Here is a 17,232-nt window from a genome sequence, read left to right as displayed (position 1 = left end):
GAACTCCAAAATCTAATTATTAGTTACAGCAAGTTGCCATGCGTGTTGGCCGTTCGCCCATCGCATTTAGCCTCACTAACTCAGCTTTTATATAATCTGGTTGATGCATAACCGTTGCGTTTATCACCGCCTTCATCCATAGCGGTAGCGTTGGGTTTATAGAATAAAATACCCATTGTTTTTGCTTGCGATCACATAGAATTCCAGCCTTCTTTAGCTGCGCCAAATGCCGTGACACCTTGGGTTGGCTATCTTGTTCAAGCGCAGCCATTAGCTCGCAAACACATAGCTCACCTTCCACCATCAACATGGCAAGCGTTTTTAAGCGGATCTCATCCGCTAAGGATTTATAAAATTGCAAGGGTGTAAGTAGCGTATGTTGTGGCTTACCTTCGCGTAGTAGGGAAATAACTTGTTCATTGATGTCGAACAAGGTTTGCTCATAAGCATTATTGCGACTTCGCTCAGCTGGACTCGCAATATCCCACGCAAGGACATGCTCTCCTTGCAGTTTACCTTCGCATTCAGATTGGACTTCAGAGCATAAGGTTACCACCACATCAAAGTGTTCGTCCTTATACTCATTGAGGTGTTTACTGTACAGATTGTCCGTATTAATCCCTAAACGGCGTAGCATTGACAGCGTAGTCGCATTCACAGTGCTCGGCTTAGTGCCTGCACTATAAGCATGAACATCCGAACCACCATGAAAGTTAGCTAGCGCCTGCGCTAAAATTGACCGCGTTGAGTTTCCAGAACAAAGAAAAAGTATCTTCATCATTGCATAATAAATTAATTATATAACTTTATTGTTATATAGATAATCCGCTATGTCAATTACGCTTTGTTGATATTTATCTATACATAGCAGCTCAACTAAGATTGCGAGCCGCTACCAAGGATAATCGATGTTGAGGAACTTAAAGCCAGCTTTCTACGCGCAACTTTGGCTCCTCGCTATGGTTAGAAAAGCAGCGATTGAATGTTATAGCTCTGCTCTGTTGCGTTTTCAGAAGTTTTAATCATGGCTTCATCTTTTGCGAGATCAACTCGCAACTCCGCTTTGGCATTATTGCCCTCCCAAGTTATAACCAGATTTGAGCCTTGGCATGTTAATGCAAAATTGCCATCAAATGCGCAGCAAGTATTACGCAGTTTAATTAGAGTTTGCAGACCCTTCACCACAGGTTTATCGAGTGCGGCTTCCACCATCGCGACATCCAAATAAGGGCGGTTGATATCGCGTCCAACATTACTTTTTTCTAGGAGTGCTATGTCATTTTCCATCGCCAATAGACCACCGTAATAAACTTGTGGTACTCCAGGGCAAAAGAACTGAATTGCTCTTGCTACCAAATAATAAAAATCATGCTTCCCTAAGGCTTCATAATAACTGCAATTGACTTGATACAAGTCGACATTGCTCGCTGCAGCGCCGGTTGCCTTGCGACTTTGGCCTTTACTGTTGCTATGGATCTGCTCAACCAAAGCATCAATTTGATTGGCATCGAGTAACCCTGGTTTATCCCCTTCAGGCCCCGCGTCAATAATGCCGATTCCGTCATGAGTATCCAGCACGGTTAGACAATTACGCGGCGCAATGTCCAACCACTTGGCTAAAGCCGAGAAATCTTTATTGAATAAACTGTGTAAAATAAGCGGAGGGAGCGCAAAGTCATAAACACGGTCGACTTTGCTGGCAACCTCTACTTGAGTTTTGTAATAACTGTGAATTTCGGCAATGGTTTCCATACCAAGCTCATTGGCGCGCTTGGATAATTGATTGATAAAAGCAAAGGCCTCATCAGTCATAAAACAGCTGGTATTTGCGCGTTTGATTGCATATCCTGCGGCATCTAGTCGAATAATTTTCACTCCACTGTCTGCAAACAATGTTAAGACTTTTTCTAAATAAGCACGCCCCGCTTCTGATTCAACATTAATATCAATTTGGTTATCAGTAAAAGTGGTCCAAAAATCCACAACTTCGCCACTCGCTAACGCCTTTTTAGAAAAGCAACTTCCCGGCCTCGGACGATAAATTGCTTGCGCATGTGCTTGCGTGATGCCATCAGGAAAGACATCTTCTTCTTTTAAAAACATCGACCAAAACTGTGACTCTTGGCCATGAGCCAACACATCTGCAAATTCTGCTGACTCTCCTGACACATGGTTAACGATAAGATCTGCCATTACCTCATAGTGCTCGGCAATCAACTTAATATGTTGCCAATCGCCCAATCGTTCGTCGACTTTGGCATGGTCAATCGGGTCGAAACCTGCGTCACTACCATCAATTGGATAGTAAAAAGGCAAAATGTGGACACCACCAAATAGTCCAGCTAACGGGCCCGTTAGTAACGTATTTAATTGTGCAAGGCCGCCGCCAGACAGGCGGTCAGCATACGTGATCAACTGAACTTGGTTTTTCATAATTTACTCATTAAAAAAGTTGAGACTTAATCGATTAAGTTATATCTTTAATCATGAACAAACAATAATCAAGTTTTATCGTAGCGTTCTACTAAAAATAATTCGCTTAATGCAGATTAGTATTACACTCAGTCTTATGTAAAGAAGTAGACCAGCTACATAACAAAGCCCTTCAAGAGGTGAACAATGAGCAGCAAGTCGAATCACACTCAGCTCAACACATTGCGCTGGTTAACTTATATGATGTTTTTGATGTTTGCGATGACATCAGACGCCGTTGGCGTGATCATTCCAACACTGATCAGCGAATATCAACTTAGCATGACCCAAGCCAGCGCCTTTCACTATGCGCCAATGATTTTAATTGCCTTTAGCGGCTTATGTTTAGGATTTCTGGCAGATAAAATAGGTCGTAAGCTCACGGTGTTAATTGGCCTCATGCTATTTTCATCCGCATGTTTTCTGTTCGCACTGGGTGAAACTTTCACCATGTTTTTAATGCTTTTATGTGTGATTGGATTAGCCATTGGCCTATTTAAAACAGGGGCCCTCGCTCTTCTAGGCGACATTTCTGACGGCGCACAAGAACATACTCAAACCATGAATAAAGTCGAAGGCTTCTTTGCCATCGGCGCGATAATTGGCCCTGCAATTGTCAGTTATCTATTGATACAGGGGGTGAGTTGGACCTATCTTTATGTGCTTGCTGGTGGGCTGTGCTTAATACTCAGTATCGTGACTTTAAGCACTGAGTTTCCCAAGTTTAATACCGCTCATGCACAAAACAATGCGGGCCTCTCACACACAGCAGCGATGCTCAAGAACAAATATGCACTTGGCTTTTCCCTCGCCATAGCACTCTACGTTGCAACTGAAGTCGCAATTTATGTCTGGATGCCCACTTTATTACAGGATTACCAAGGTGATTTAACTTGGCTTGCAACTTATGCCCTCACCATCTTTTTTATTTTACGTGCAGTAGGTCGCTTTATGGCTGTATGGTTACTCGCTAAGTACCGTTGGCAAAGCGTAATGCTAGCGCTGAGCTTTGCTATATTTGTATGCTATTTTTTAACTTATCTTTATGGTGTTAATGCCGCTATCTATACGCTCCCGCTAAGTGGTTTATTTATGTCTATGATTTACCCAACATTAAACTCAAAAGGGATCTCCTGTTTTGACAAAACTCAGCATGGCTCTGTTGCTGGTGTGATGTTGTTCTTCACCGCACTTTCTGCTGCGCTAGCACCACTTCTGATGGGTATGGTGAGCGATTACTTTGGCCATGTTAGCTATGGCTTTGTACTTGCGACCGGGTTTGCATTTTTACTCTTTGCGGCCATGCTGTACAACTGGTTAAAGGACCCTGCCCGCTTACTATTGAGCAAAAACGCTAAGTTGCAGCGAGTGTAACCCCTCCAACCACAAATTTTTCGCGGGTTAAAATTCATAAAAACCAAAGCATTAAAATTTTGTTTGAATTATTGATTAATTTTTAATTGCAACCAAATTAAATTGTGCTAAAAATAAACTTAATCGATTAAGTTTATTTTTAATAGACCGCACGAGTTTGACAACGATAACAAGAGGCAAATGATGACAACAATCAAAACCACCCTATTTACACTCAGCGCACTCACGCTTGCAATCTCTCACTCGGCGGCCGCTGAAGAAAAAGCACACACTACGCCTGCCGATGGCTTCGAGAAAATAGTCGTAACGGGTGTACCAAAGCGAACAACCATTATGGCATCGAGTGTTTCTGTTAGCAGCATAGGACTGGAACAAATCTCTGTTGCAACCCCCAGAACTACCGCTGAAGCATTCAAACTAATTCCTGGTGTAAGGTCTGAATCAACCGGTGGTGAAGGTAATGCAAATATCGCTGTACGTGGTCTTCCTGTCGCATCCGGTGGCGCTAAATTTTTGCAGTTACAAGAAGATGGCTTGCCTATTTTGCAGTTTGGTGACATTGCTTTTGGTAACGCCGATATTTTTATGCGCCTTGATAATACCGTGGAGTCAATCGAGTCTATTCGTGGTGGCTCGGCTTCGACTGCCGCCAGCGACGCTCCCGGAGGCATTATCAACTTGATTTCAAAAACGGGTGAAAATGAGTCAGGCAGTGTTGTCACCACGTTTGGTGTAGATTATGACGAGTTTAGAACTGATTTTGAGTATGGGAGTTATTTAAGTGACGACATAAAATTTCATATTGGTGGCTTTGTGCGTCAAGGTGAAGGCCCACGTGACACCGGCTATACCGCAAATAAAGGCGGCCAACTCAAAGCCAATATCACCAAGGAATTTGAAAGTGGCTACGTTCGTTTATATGTAAAACACCTTGATGATAAAACAGCAGGCTACCTTCCTATGCCAATGTATTCTAATGGCGACTCCATCAGCGGCTTTGATGTACTGTCAGATACACCTCACTCTGTTTATTTCACCGCCACGCAAGGCTTAGGTGGTAACAATCAAATTCGTCAAGGGGATATGCGAGACGGAATGCACCCTGTTGTTGATAGTATCGGCTTTGAAGCAAATTTCAAACTAGGTAATGGTTGGCAAATCGAAAACAGGTCCAGAAAGTCGAGTATCTCAGGCACATTTATGTCGCCTTTCCCTGCTGAGGTCGCTAATAGCCAAGCAATTGCCGAGAGCATAGCCGATACCGGTGCAACACTCACCTTTGCCAACGGACCAAAAGCAGATCAAGCGTTCAATCAAGCACTACTAATGCGCGTTCATACCTTCGAAGTGGAAATGAATGATTTCGACAACATAATGAATGACCTAAAGCTCACCAAGTCATTTGGTACTGACACGTCACTCACCTTCGGCTACTTCATGTCATCGCAAAATATCAATATGTCTTGGTTATGGAATTCATACTTGCTCGAGGTTAAAGGAGATAACGCAGCGCTTGTCAACGTGGCCGCTGCGGATGGCACTGCATATTCTGAAAACGGATTATATGCCTACGGTACGCCCTATTGGGGAAATTGCTGCCAGCGCAACTACGACACTGAATACGATACTCGTGCCCCATATATCGCCTTTTCAACAAAGCTCGGCGATATTTCAGTTGATGCGAGTGTGCGTCATGATTCAGGTAAAGCGACAGGTACATTTGCAGGTGCTGTAACATCTCGTGTAGATATCAACCGTGATGGCACTATTTCGAAGCCAGAGGAGCAAGTTGCAGCCATCGATCTCGCTAACCCCAATGTGGTTAATTACGATTGGAGCTACACAAGTTACTCTGTCGGCGCAAACTACCAAATGACCTCAAGCAGCGCCATATTCGGCAGATTTAGTGAGGGCGGTCGTGCAAATGCAGACAGACTATTGTTCGGTAAAGTGAATATTGATGGCAGTGTTGCTGATGAAGACGCTGTGGATGAAGTGACACAATATGAATTTGGTATCAAACAAAAGTTTGAACAAGGTCGTCTATTTGCAACTTTATTTTACGCCGAAACAGAAGAGCAAAACTTTGAGGCAACCAGCCAAAAGTTCTTTGACAGGCAATACGAAGCACAAGGTATTGAACTTGAAGGTGTCTATTTTATTGGCTCATTCGACTTACGAGGTAGCTTAACTTGGACCGATGCTGAAATCGCAAAAGATGCACTCACTCCCGAAGTCGAGGGTAACACGCCAAGACGGCAAGCTGACTTTGTTTATTCCTTATTGGGTAAATATAACTTCGATCAAGGTGCTATCGGTTTAAGCCTAATCGGCACCACTGACGCGTACGCACAAGACAACAACGAGTTAAAATTTGACGGTTACACTCAGGTCAACGCGTTTGCAAGTTATGATCTGACTGAACGCTTCAATATCGCGTTAAACGTAAACAATCTCTTTGATACCACTGGATTAACAGAAGCCGAGGAAGGTGTAATTCCAACTAACAATATTATTCGCGCTCGCAGTATTAACGGCAGAACTACGTCTGTCACTTTAAAATACCGTTTCTAATTAGGGGTAGTAGTTATGCAATTAACATGTTTTGGCGAGATGCTTATCGATTTGTTACCTACCGGCGACGGTAGCTTTAAACCTATTGCTGGCGGCGCTCCAGCGAATGTAGCGGTGGGCTTTGCTAAACTTGGTGGCAGTGCTCGGTTTGTGGGAGGTTTTGCTGAAGATCCCTTTTCGCTGCAATTAAAATCAACCTTGGCGCTATATGCTGTTGGAACCGAATATTGTGTATCCATAAAGGGAGCGCAAACCGCCTTGGCCATCGTCCACTTAGACGCTCAAGGAGAACGAAGCTTTTCGTTTTACCGCGACAATACCGCTGATATCGCAATCCGCCCAAAAGACTTTGAGCATTTGCAATGGCCAGATCACGGGATATTTCATTTTTGCTCCAACACGCTTACCGATGCAGAAGTGACAAGTACCACCATGGCGTTATTAAAGTCTGCTGCGGCTCATAATCAATTAATTTCATTTGATGTTAACCTGCGCTTGAATCTATGGCAGGACTTATCTTGCTTATCCGAACGTATAGAGGCTTGCTACCCCTATGTCGACATATTAAAAGTGAGTAAAGATGAGCTGAGATATCTTGCTGAAGAAAAGAACATGAGAGAGGCTAGCTATTTAGATTGGTTACTTAGTGTCGGCGTACAAGTGGTGATCTCAAGCGATGGGCCAAACCCTTGCAGTGTATTAACAGCTAAAGACTTTTATTCCGTCGCCTCTCCTACTATTGATGCGGTTGATACAACCGGAGCTGGGGATAGCTTAATGGCAGGGTTTCTATTTCAACTCAGCCAACATGGGATCTCAAAAGATACACTAGTGCAAAACTTCCCAACCGTAAAAAAGGCACTTAGCTTTGCTGTGAAATGTGGTGCGTTTACTTGTGAACACAAAGGTGTCATGCCCTTTATGCCAACGCTTATAGATGTGTCTGAACGGTTTTCTTCCTTCAACCCTGAGGCTTTGTTAGGTTAATACCTAAAGCGGGAAAAGGCTTTCCCGCTGTTTTATTATAAAAGTCGAGACTTAGAACCCTGTTTCATAGTCAATATGAGCAGAGTTTGTCGTCTCGTATGTACCATCAGTATAAAGAATAGTTGCAGTCGCATTGTACTGACGATAAGCACGAATGGTCATGTTACACGTCGTACCACCGCTGCAGTTCGCATCACCATTCCAAATTACTTTACTAATCGCTTTAGTGGCATTTGCGATATAGAACTTACCAGAAGTTGAATTACCGAAAGAAAAATCAATTCCAGAACAATAGCTAGTATTATTACCCCACACATTACCGCCTGATTTCACGTTCAAAGAGCATTTTAAATCTGCCGCTTGTGAACTAAAAGACAGACCACCTAGTACAACCAATACTGAAGCAATTAATGTTGATTTCATTATTATTTCCTTTAATTAAGAATAAGTTAAGTAACTTTTAGTGACCAGTTAGTGACCAGTTTCATACGAGATACGTGATACATTCGTTTCTTCGTATGTGCCATCTTTGTATAAAATAGTCGCCGTTGCTGTATGTGTTTGATACGCATAAACAGTAAGTGCACATTCAACACCACCAGAACAGCTAGCATCACCATTCCAAATCACTTTATTAATCGGTTTGCTGATATTCGTTAAGTAGAACTTACCTGTAGTTGAGTTGCCAAATGAGAAGTCCATACCAAAGCAGGTTTGTCCGTTACCGATGACGTTGCCACCTCTTTTCACTTGTAGGTCGCAATTCAACTCTGTTGCGCCAACGCTGCAGGTACCAACTAGTGCAATAGCTGCAAGTATCTTAGTTATTTTTTGTTTCATCTTGCTCTCCTTATATTTATTATGTTAACAACCAAGAAACCTTGGTTAAAAAATAAACTACACAATAAAAATAAAAAATTCAATTATTTTAACCCAATAAAAACATAAAATTCACAACAAGTTCAGAAGGCCATGTTCATTCGACTTAATGGCAAGGGATTTAAACGCTGAGAGTCAGCTGTAGAGATTATCGAAATAATAGACTAAAAAAAAAGGCCGCAGCGGCGGCCAAACACATCATGGGTAAAACAATGAAGGGATGTAAGTGTGAATACACAGGCCATTCTATGCGAATAACCATAAATTAAAATCACATTATAAAGATTGTTATCATCGCTTTTTTCGAACAGTCAATTTTCTACGACACTCGTGATACAATTGCGGGATTAAAAATTACAACTAATTAACCATGCCATTACTTTGGACTGTTACTTTACTTTGGGCGTTCTCGTTTTCTTTAATTGGTGTCTATTTGGCAGGCCAAGTCGATGCTTGGTTTAGCGCTTTATCTAGAACCTTGCTTGCTGCAATTGTGTTTATTCCATTTTTGAAATTGAACTCAGTGAATAAAGAGTTGATAATCAAGCTGATGGCAATCGGTGCAGTGCAGATTGGTCTGATGTATGGCTTTTACTATCATTCTTTTTTATACCTAAGCGTACCTGAAGTGTTGCTATTCACTGTGATGACACCCATCTATATTACTGCACTCAATGACTTACTAAACCGCTCGTTCAATGCCACCTTTTTGCTGTCTGCACTCATAGCTATCATTGGTGCAATCACCATTAGATTTACAGAGCTTACTAGCGATTACCTTTTTGGCTTGCTACTAGTGCAAGGCGCAAACCTTTGCTTTGCGATAGGCCAAGTAAGTTACAAACGCTTAAGTAACCATTACCAGCTGGTACACCACCAAAGCTTCGGCTTTTTCTTTATTGGTGCGTCCCTCGTGCTCGCCATTGGATTTATATTATTCGGTAATCCCCAGCAACTCCCAAGTACTAATCTACAATGGGGAATACTCATTTATTTAGGCTTGATTGCTTCAGGCGTAGGATATTACGTCTGGAACTTAGGACTGACCCGCGTCTCGGTGGGTGAACTCGCGGTAATGAACAATGTGCTGATCCCAGCTGGGATCATTGTCAATTTGCTGATTTGGAACCGAGAAGCTGACCTCGTTCGCCTTGGTATTGGTAGTGCTATTATTTTTGCAGCCCTTCTGTACAGCAAACTCGGAACTAAAGGCGAAAAATGAGTAAAATAGTACAGCTCTTTCCAATCTGGGCCGTTATTTGCTCAATAGTTGCCTATCTTTTTCCAACTCTATTTAGCGCATTTAAAGGCGGTATTATTCCGTTATTAATGTTGATCATGCTCACAATGGGTTTAACCCTCACTACAAAAGACTTTTTACGCGTGCTTGACAACAAAAAAGCCATTTGCGTTAGTGTACTGCTTCAATTTACCGTAATGCCGAGTGTTGCCTACTTGATTGCAACCACAATGAGCGTAGAAACTGACTTATTAATTGGTATGATTTTAGTGGGCACGGTTGCTGGCGGCACGGCTAGTAACGTTTTGTGTTATCTCGCCAAAGGAGATGTCGCGTTATCGATTTCTATGACCGCGATTAGTACTTTACTCGGCGTGTTCTTAACGCCACTAATTACCACATTGATGATTGGCCAGGTGGTTGATATTCAGTTTTCTGATATGTTGACGAGCCTGCTAAAAATTGTGCTATTTCCTGTAGCTGTGGGCGTTACTTTCAATACATTGCTTGACAAGCCACTGGCGCACTCTGTTATCAAAACAACTCCGATACTGCCTTTACTTTCAATGCTTTCAATCGTTTTTATCATTGCAGTGATCGTTGCTCTTAATCAACCTAAACTTGAAAGCATCGGGCTCGTTATGCTGGTTGCCGTGATCCTGCACAATACTACAGGGCTACTTTTGGGCTATTTCATTCCGAAACGGCTCGGTTTTGACGAGAAGGTATGTCGCACCATGGCCTTTGAGGTGGGCATGCAAAACTCGGGGCTTGCTGTTGCGCTTGCCATGAAGTTCTTTACTCCTACAGCGGCCGTAGCAGGTACCCTATTTTCTGTTTGGCATAATGTCAGCGGCTCAATATTAGCAGGAATATGGAGACGAAGCGCCACCAGCTCATCTGATAACAATAAAGCCTAATATCAAAGGTTAGGCTTTTTGTAATTGCTTATAAAAGTGAATTTTGCAATCCGATGAGCCGTTGATTTGTTCACATTTTACAATCTGGTAATCGCGGCTTATTAACATCAATAGCATGTTTTTGAATAGGTTTCTCGACTTTACTCTAATGGCGCTATAGCCTTGCGCTTTGCACCAAGTTTCTTGCATCACCAACAACTGCTTGGCAATACCTTTGCCACGATATTCGGGGATGACCGCGCCTAACCAGCTATAAAACTCGTTATTTGGCAGTTCGTGGCCCAGCTTATATCCAACAGGCATACCTTGAGCGTACGCCACCAGCAATAAATGTTGTTTATCTCGCAGTTTGTCTACGACTTCCTCACCCTTTCTTGGCGTGGCAAATTCAGGAATTTGGTTTTCTATCGCAAGGAGGTCATCTATCGAGCCGACTTTATATTCTAGATTCATATTAATGTCTGTGTAATTGAAAAGGTATCGCCAACAGTCACTTCGGCATAAGCGCCGTTAATCAGCGTTAAATTCGGCGCTTGATGGCCTATATCCACATCGTATAGCACAGGGAAATCGCAACCAGTAAAGACTTTTTTCAATGCATCTAGGTGCGTCCAGTCGCTATCTTTTGCTAGCGGCTCTGGATTTCGACCAATCAAAGCTCCAGCGACTTTCGAAAACCAGCCCCGTAATTTAATACTTTGCAGTGCACGATAGTACGCCGCTGGCGGCATTTCGCCATTTTCAAAATATAAGATAATCGACTCATCAGGGTGCGCCTGTGAAAAAGCGTCCAGATCAAAATATTCCGTACCAGCCAATAACATGTGAATATCCAAACAGCCGCCTAATAATCGACCAGCAAACTGCTGCCGGTGATTGCCATTGGCCAAAATACGCCATTGAGTGCTCGCGGACAAGTTAAATCCAGCATCGGGAAAATCAACAAAATTGAGTGGCTCAGCTTCAAAATGTGTCGAGGGAAACTGCGTAAAAGAGTCCTTAGGCGCGCGCCTCAAATGGTTAAAAAGTCCAACCGTTAAAGGGTCTTGTTGATGGGCATTTAATTGCATAAGGTTAGTTGCATGCACGCTTGCCCAGCCTAGTTTGCAAGTCACTGCGCTCAGCAAAGTGCTGACATCAGAGAAACCGATGAGCCATTTTGGCGGAGCATGCGCCAACTTTTCCCAATTAAGTAATGTCAGTAAATCCATTGCAATTGCACCGCCCCATGGCGGCATAATCGCGTCTATTGTGTCGTCGAGTAAGTATCCCATAAGCTCATTAGCACGGGTTTTGACATCCGCGCTAACGTAGTTGTGGTTATCGCGCAGGCATTCACCAACCACGAGTTCAAAACCTTGTTGCGTTAGATAATCCAAAGCGCTGTCTAGTCTCGCGTGCATAGCAGCAGGTACGCCCGCTGAGAATGCCGTGATCGCAATTTTACTGCCCGCTTTCAACGGATTGGGATACTTCATCATGATTTCCGTTATTTTTTTGCTTATCCTACCTGAATTTCCGCTTTTGCATACTTTAAATTCTCCCGTTTCGGGCGAGCGATCAAGTATAGAAAGGTTAACGGCCCCAAGCGTCCAATCAGCATTAAAAAGATGATTACCGCTTCACCGGGTTCAGACAATGAGCCGGTGATCCCTCGAGACAAGCCAACCGTGCCTAATGCCGACACTGCTTCAAACGTGATATCCGTTAAATTTGCCTTCTCGGTGATCGTTAAAATAAGGGTTGCGAGCATCACGGTAAAAAAGTAAACCACGGTGAGACTAAGCGCCTTAAATACCGTTTCAGGCGAGATCTGTCTGTGTCCGATAGCGACTTGATCTCTGCGTCTTAGATAAGCGTAAGTTGCCATTAATAGCACCACAACCGTGGTTATTTTAAGACCACTGGCCGTACTCATAGAGCCGCCTCCTATTATCATTAACCAAATGGTCAACACGGTACTTTCGTCATTCACCAGCGCAAAGTCGATACTGTTAAAGCCCGCTGTCCGTGGCGTCACAGCTTGCATCCAGGCGGTGATCACTTGCTCAGACACCGGCAAATTTCCAAGGGTCTCTGGGTTATTTGCTTCAAAAAGCCAAAATAAGCTAAATGCCAGCACATTTAACACCGCTGTTGCTATCAAGACTAACTTAGTGGCAGATCCAAACCGGCTCCAACGGCGTCTTTTTACTATATCCATCAACACCACAAATCCAAGTCCGCCAATCACAAATAATCCCGATATCACAAAATTAACGACCCAATCACCACGAAAACTGGTTAGGCTGTCCTCATGCAATGCAAATCCCGCATTGTTAAAAGCCGAAATAGTGTAGAAGAAGCTTTGCATTATCGCATCACCAAGCGGTAGCGTTTGATACCAATGGGCAAGCAAAATGGTAAACCCTATAGATTCGATGATCAGTGCATAAACTAACACGCATTTGGCTGTATCAACCAACTGATCAAATCGAGCTATGCCAAAGCTTTCTTTTGCGATAAGTTGTTTACTAATGTCCATTTGCTGCCCCATCCCCCGCAGCACCACAACCGTAATGGTCATAAAACCAAGTCCACCGATTTGAATAAGACTAGCAATAACAAGATGGCCAAAGGTCGTAAAATCATTTGGCGTACTCAATACGGCAAGTCCTGTCACCGTTACCGCGGAAGTTGCAGTAAATAACGCTTGCATCACTTTGATGTCTTGGGTATGTGCTATCGGTAGCAACAACAAAATAGTACCTAAAGCTATCAGCCCACAAAACCCAATAAACAGAACTGCTGGGGGGCTTAACCTCAAGGGCTTTTTGCGGGCTTTGGGCTGGCTACTTGGATAGGGATAATAATGGGGACTCCATGTTTTCATTACGCCCCCAGTTTTAGCGCGATAGAATTTAACGCTTTTAACTGACCGCTGAGGATCACTTTATCATCTTCGTTGATCAAAAATGACTCTGCCGGATTGCTATAACACGCTTTGCCGCGCTGTACTAACACAGCCTTGATTTCGCCCTTTGCACGCTTTAATAGCGTCGCCAAAGACTGCCCGCAGCTTAATTTATTCACGATGACTTCCACCATATAAAAACCATGCCCCAATTGCATATATTGATTGACCATGGGGTAATTCAGTGTTTGTGCGACCCTGATCCCCATTTCTTCTTCAGGGCGGATCACGCGTGTTACGCCTAAACGAGATAAAATTGTATGATGCGCTTCTGAGCTGGCCTTAACCCAAATTTGCTCAACGCCTAAGTTCTTTAACGACAGTACACATAAAATGCTCGATTCTAGGTTTTCACCTATGGCGACCAATACCGCTTTGCTTCTCGTAATATCTAGTTGGCGTAATGCCGTTTCATCGGTCGCGTCTAAAGAGGTGGCATAATCAATATGCTCAACAACTTGGTTCACCACACGTTCGCGACTATCTACCCCTATCACTTTGTTTCCAAGCCGCTTTAATTCCAAACAAGCCGCAAAACCAAATCGACCTAAACCAATAACTACAAATTGTGCCATAACAACCTCTATATACCCCGTTATGAGAAATGCTTATTGAGCGGTAAAAGTAAAAACCGATAACCAACCCCGGGCTCAGTTTCTATGATTTTTGGTGTAGCAGCATCGTCACTGAGTTTCTTACGTAACTGGCTGACCACAATCCGTAAATAGTGACTATCTTCCACATGGCTTTCGCCCCAAATTTGCTTTAATAAGGTTTGCTGACTGACTAATTCTTGTGCTCTTTGTGCAAGCATACTAAGTAGTGAAAATTCCTTTTTCGACAGTGCTAATGGTGCGTTATCCATAATGACTTGATGCTTTTGTAGATCTATCATCAACTTGCCGTAGTCAATGGCGAGCAAGCGTTTGTTCGGTACTAAATCTCGTAATAGCACTTTGACGCGCACTATTAGCTCTTTGATGCTAAAAGGCTTCGTCAGGTAGTCGTTTGCGCCGCCCTCCAGCAGTTTAATCTTCTCAGCCTCTTGATCTCGCGCAGTTAAGATCAATACAGGTAACTTGCTGGTTTCTCGGATCTTCTTCAAAATGCTATATCCATCAAAATCTGGTAGCCCGAGATCTAAGATAACTAAGTCTGGCAGCTCACCTTTTAACACCGACATGGCTTCCTTTCCAGTGCTGGCTTCCATATAATTCAGCCCTTCAGCTTTTAATGCTAAGCGGATAAAACGACGGATCTCTTCTTCATCGTCAATCAATAAAATGGTGTGAGTCATCAATGCGCCTCCTCTTTTGGCAAACTAACTTCCATTGTGCAGCCTTGCGTCGTCGGCAAAATGCGAATATCACCGCCGTGCGCACGAATAATACCTCTCGCCACACTCAACCCTAAGCCACTGCCACCGTCTTTACTGGCGCTTTGCCGAAACGAGCTAAAGGCGCTAAAGACTTCTTTTTGCCGAGCAACGGGGATCCCGGGACCATTATCCTGAATAAATATCAACAACGCTTGCTGCGTTTCTCCAAAGGAAATCTCAACCCGCTCTCCATCGGGACTAAAAGTGACTGCATTTTCAATTAAGTTAAACAGGGCTTGTTCAATGAGTGCAGCTTGTATCGTGAGAATTGGACTCATATTCTGTGGCATTCTCGAGACACATGGCGCGCCTAGCCGCAAAATCACGTTATCAATCAAGACATCAATAGACGTAGGTTGCTTCAACAGCGAAAGCTCATCCCCTTGATGCTGTAACTTTGTGGCTTGCAAAATATTTTCGATATAGCGAAACAAACGGTGGCTTTCTGATCGTGCGGACCCCAACAGCTCATTTTGCTCGTCTTGGTCTAACTTATCACGATAAGTTTCTAGCGTTTCGAGCGCTCCTATCACCGCAGCGAGCGGTGTGCGTAGATCATGAGAAACCGACAACAAGATATTGGAGCGCACATTCGCAACTAAAAGCTGCTGCTTTTGCTCTTTGATATAGCTCGATAAATAGCTGGTAGCTAATGCCACCGCGATAAATACCACTAAATTGACCACGTCTTCGGTGTTATTCATATGAAGCGTGTATCTGGGCTCTGTGATAAAAAAGTTGAACACTAGACTGCTAACAATCGCCACCCCCAGTGCCATCCAACGTTTTGCGATGAGAGAAACAACAACAACGCCCAACTGTAATACCAACAGTACACTGATCGCCGAATGCAACAGCGAGTCTAAGGCAACAGCAAAGGCGCTGGTTAACAGCAAAACCAGAAAACTAACGAGATACTCGTTCTTGGCAATAAATCCATTCTCGGAAAACATAGTGACTCCAACTTGCGCTATGTCTTTATTCTATCCTTGTCGAAATTCCGTTGCCGTATAATTTGCGTAAAATTTACTTAGCTTTAGGCTATTTAGCACAAGAGCCTGTTTATCTATCAAGTTGGTTTTTGCATGTTGATGATAAAAAGGCTAAGCGCATATCTGATAAAGCCATTGTGATACGCTGGCACAAGCTGTTTAAAAGCAACTGGGTAACTTAGAAATTTATTGAAGAATGGCCGAGAGCGAGTGCTGACCACTTATTTTAAAACACTCAAAAAACGACGGCGCACAAACCTAGCAAATTGTGAACGTTTGCTGGCTAGACCAAATAAAGGCTTTAGCAATAACGCCTCAAGCTGCGCTAGCCGTAGCCTCCCCCTTGCCGTGCGCGATAAGCTGATTTTGACGTCGAGAAATACGTAAACGCTAATAACTCGCTTATTTTAGAAACACTTTTGATATGAGTGATGAACACTTTTTTGTAATTCTAAGTCGAAACTGCCGTAACTATGGTGAATAGATAACTTTGGGTGTCTGTATTGTTTCCAATTTTATCCGCTTTCAAGCTATTTGTTAGTCGACACTATTAAACTGCATGATCATCAACTGCTTTTTGAAGAAGAGTAGCTAACTCAAAAATGAACTCCATGTCTTCAAAGTTCGATTCATAGCTTAATTCTCTTGAAGTAAGTCCTCTATGCGCAATTTGATGCCGAGATAATAAGATTCCATCAAGCCTTTCCTTTGCTTGAACACGTGAAAAATCTTCAGTATCCCAACAAGTCGTAACTTTCGTTAATCCGAAAGTATCTTTAAGTAATTGGTCAATATTTTTTGTATTGGGAGTGTTAAACCTTTTCAGTTTATTTTCAACATTCTGAGCAAGTAAATCGTCTAAAGGATAAGGCCCGCTATAGGACTTTATGTCCGTAAATTTTCGACGCACGAGAGACTCAACAAAATCTTGCCAATACGCAACCAAATGAAACACGTAAGTTTGGTTTAGATATCTAATTTTGCTGTCAAACTTGCGTGTTGTTTCGATGTTCAAATCATTTTGAATATGCTGTATGTACTTTAACCTCACTAACTGGCGGCTAAACATTTGTAACGGAGACTTTCTTAAATCAACTTTCATTTAAAACCTGCAGAATGCAATGGCGGCTAACACTGCAATATGGGGCGTATAAATGCTTGGCTAAAATTAGCGAAGAATGAGCGCCAGCCAAGCGTTAGGCGTCCCATTTATAATTGCCTTGTTAGCTATACTATGCACCAATATAAGTGTTGATTAAAACACCAGACATACCAACTACGATAAAACCGAAAAAGAAAATAACGACGGTTCGCTCTGGTATCGCATGCACAATTAAAGACGGCATTTGTTTAAAAATGACTAAAGGCGGAACAAACAATACAGAATGACATTCAAATTTTTGATATTGCTTCCATACTTTTAAAAGAAACAACTTTACGCCTGTTAAATACATTAATACAAA

At 42.9% G+C, this 17,232-nt stretch carries 16 protein-coding genes and 2 pseudogenes; 6 read left to right on the top strand and 12 right to left on the bottom strand.

The features are described 5' to 3' along the window. Positions 1 to 19 precede the first annotated feature (19 nt). Positions 20 to 781, bottom strand: coding sequence for a metalloregulator ArsR/SmtB family transcription factor (locus MHN32_RS04980; RefSeq protein WP_223193521.1), 762 nt, complete (start codon positions 779 to 781; stop codon positions 20 to 22). Between the two features lie 182 nt (positions 782 to 963). After that, on the bottom strand, positions 964 to 2,433 hold the full coding sequence (gene gtfA, locus MHN32_RS04975; RefSeq protein WP_239421092.1) for a sucrose phosphorylase: 1,470 nt from the start codon (positions 2,431 to 2,433) through the stop codon (positions 964 to 966). 186 nt (positions 2,434 to 2,619) lie between these two features. Here gtfA and MHN32_RS04970 point away from each other — a divergent pair, with 186 nt between their 5' ends. The 3 genes from MHN32_RS04970 to MHN32_RS04960 all read left to right on the top strand — a co-directional run bounded on the left by MHN32_RS04970 (position 2,620) and on the right by MHN32_RS04960 (position 7,407). Further along, on the top strand, positions 2,620 to 3,846 hold the full coding sequence (locus tag MHN32_RS04970; RefSeq protein ID WP_102057966.1) for an MFS transporter: 1,227 nt from the start codon (positions 2,620 to 2,622) through the stop codon (positions 3,844 to 3,846). A gap of 183 nt (positions 3,847 to 4,029) precedes the next feature. After that, positions 4,030 to 6,420: a TonB-dependent receptor gene (locus tag MHN32_RS04965; RefSeq protein ID WP_239421132.1), complete on the top strand. Its 2,391-nt coding sequence runs from the start codon at positions 4,030 to 4,032 to the stop codon at positions 6,418 to 6,420. A gap of 15 nt (positions 6,421 to 6,435) precedes the next feature. Then, positions 6,436 to 7,407 carry a carbohydrate kinase gene (locus tag MHN32_RS04960; protein WP_239421091.1) on the top strand — a complete coding sequence of 324 codons (972 nt, stop codon included), beginning with the start codon at positions 6,436 to 6,438 and terminating at the stop codon, positions 7,405 to 7,407. A gap of 51 nt (positions 7,408 to 7,458) precedes the next feature. Here the strand turns inward: MHN32_RS04960 and MHN32_RS04955 are convergent, their stop codons facing one another. Together MHN32_RS04955 and MHN32_RS04950 are read right to left on the bottom strand one after the other, a co-directional pair. Beyond that, on the bottom strand, positions 7,459 to 7,830 hold the full coding sequence (locus tag MHN32_RS04955; protein ID WP_174169317.1) for a hypothetical protein: 372 nt from the start codon (positions 7,828 to 7,830) through the stop codon (positions 7,459 to 7,461). A gap of 48 nt (positions 7,831 to 7,878) precedes the next feature. Next, positions 7,879 to 8,247, bottom strand: coding sequence for a hypothetical protein (locus MHN32_RS04950; RefSeq protein ID WP_010605293.1), 369 nt, complete (start codon positions 8,245 to 8,247; stop codon positions 7,879 to 7,881). Between the two features lie 409 nt (positions 8,248 to 8,656). Here MHN32_RS04950 and MHN32_RS04945 point away from each other — a divergent pair, with 409 nt between their 5' ends. Both MHN32_RS04945 and MHN32_RS04940 read left to right on the top strand, forming a co-directional pair. After that, positions 8,657 to 9,508 (top strand): EamA family transporter, encoded by an 852-nt coding sequence (locus MHN32_RS04945; RefSeq protein ID WP_239421090.1) that lies wholly within the window; start codon positions 8,657 to 8,659, stop codon positions 9,506 to 9,508. Next, positions 9,505 to 10,446, top strand: a complete 942-nt coding sequence (locus MHN32_RS04940) for a bile acid:sodium symporter family protein (protein WP_239421089.1) — start codon at positions 9,505 to 9,507, stop codon at positions 10,444 to 10,446. The genes MHN32_RS04945 and MHN32_RS04940 overlap by 4 nt, the downstream gene beginning before the upstream one ends. Before the next feature lie 9 nt (positions 10,447 to 10,455). Here MHN32_RS04940 and MHN32_RS04935 read toward each other — a convergent pair whose 3' ends face one another. Genes MHN32_RS04935 through MHN32_RS04910 form a run of 6 tightly spaced genes read right to left on the bottom strand, consistent with a single transcriptional unit; the run spans position 10,456 to position 15,730 of the window. Continuing rightward, positions 10,456 to 10,899, bottom strand: coding sequence for a GNAT family N-acetyltransferase (locus MHN32_RS04935; protein WP_239421088.1), 444 nt, complete (start codon positions 10,897 to 10,899; stop codon positions 10,456 to 10,458). Then, positions 10,896 to 11,927, bottom strand: coding sequence for a S66 peptidase family protein (locus tag MHN32_RS04930; protein ID WP_233525280.1), 1,032 nt, complete (start codon positions 11,925 to 11,927; stop codon positions 10,896 to 10,898). The genes MHN32_RS04935 and MHN32_RS04930 overlap by 4 nt, the downstream gene beginning before the upstream one ends. Before the next feature lie 20 nt (positions 11,928 to 11,947). Continuing rightward, on the bottom strand, positions 11,948 to 13,318 hold the full coding sequence (locus MHN32_RS04925; protein ID WP_239421087.1) for a TrkH family potassium uptake protein: 1,371 nt from the start codon (positions 13,316 to 13,318) through the stop codon (positions 11,948 to 11,950). Then, positions 13,318 to 13,974: a TrkA family potassium uptake protein gene (locus tag MHN32_RS04920; RefSeq protein ID WP_174169323.1), complete on the bottom strand. Its 657-nt coding sequence runs from the start codon at positions 13,972 to 13,974 to the stop codon at positions 13,318 to 13,320. The genes MHN32_RS04925 and MHN32_RS04920 overlap by 1 nt, the downstream gene beginning before the upstream one ends. 20 nt (positions 13,975 to 13,994) lie before the next feature. Further along, a complete protein-coding gene (locus MHN32_RS04915) occupies positions 13,995 to 14,696 on the bottom strand; it encodes a response regulator transcription factor (protein ID WP_239421086.1) in 702 nt (233 codons plus the stop codon). Further along, positions 14,696 to 15,730 (bottom strand): DUF4118 domain-containing protein, encoded by a 1,035-nt coding sequence (locus tag MHN32_RS04910; RefSeq protein WP_239421085.1) that lies wholly within the window; start codon positions 15,728 to 15,730, stop codon positions 14,696 to 14,698. The genes MHN32_RS04915 and MHN32_RS04910 overlap by 1 nt, the downstream gene beginning before the upstream one ends. A gap of 128 nt (positions 15,731 to 15,858) precedes the next feature. Between MHN32_RS04910 and MHN32_RS04905 the strand changes: the two are divergent. Beyond that, positions 15,859 to 15,948 (top strand): annotated as a pseudogene (locus MHN32_RS04905) (transposase); the annotation flags it as partial. A 371-nt stretch (positions 15,949 to 16,319) separates the two neighbouring features. On the opposite strand, the gene MHN32_RS04900 reads toward MHN32_RS04905, so the two are convergent. After that, positions 16,320 to 16,871: a HEPN domain-containing protein gene (locus tag MHN32_RS04900; RefSeq protein WP_239421084.1), complete on the bottom strand. Its 552-nt coding sequence runs from the start codon at positions 16,869 to 16,871 to the stop codon at positions 16,320 to 16,322. A 130-nt stretch (positions 16,872 to 17,001) separates the two neighbouring features. Next, a pseudogene (locus MHN32_RS04895) lies at positions 17,002 to 17,232 on the bottom strand (hypothetical protein); the annotation flags it as partial.

The sequence above is a fragment of the Pseudoalteromonas sp. Of11M-6 genome (genome assembly GCF_022347905.1).
GTDB lineage: Bacteria > Pseudomonadota > Gammaproteobacteria > Enterobacterales > Alteromonadaceae > Pseudoalteromonas.
The sequence above is the reverse complement of the archived record's forward strand: the minus strand, read 5'-3'. Positions and strand labels throughout refer to the sequence as shown.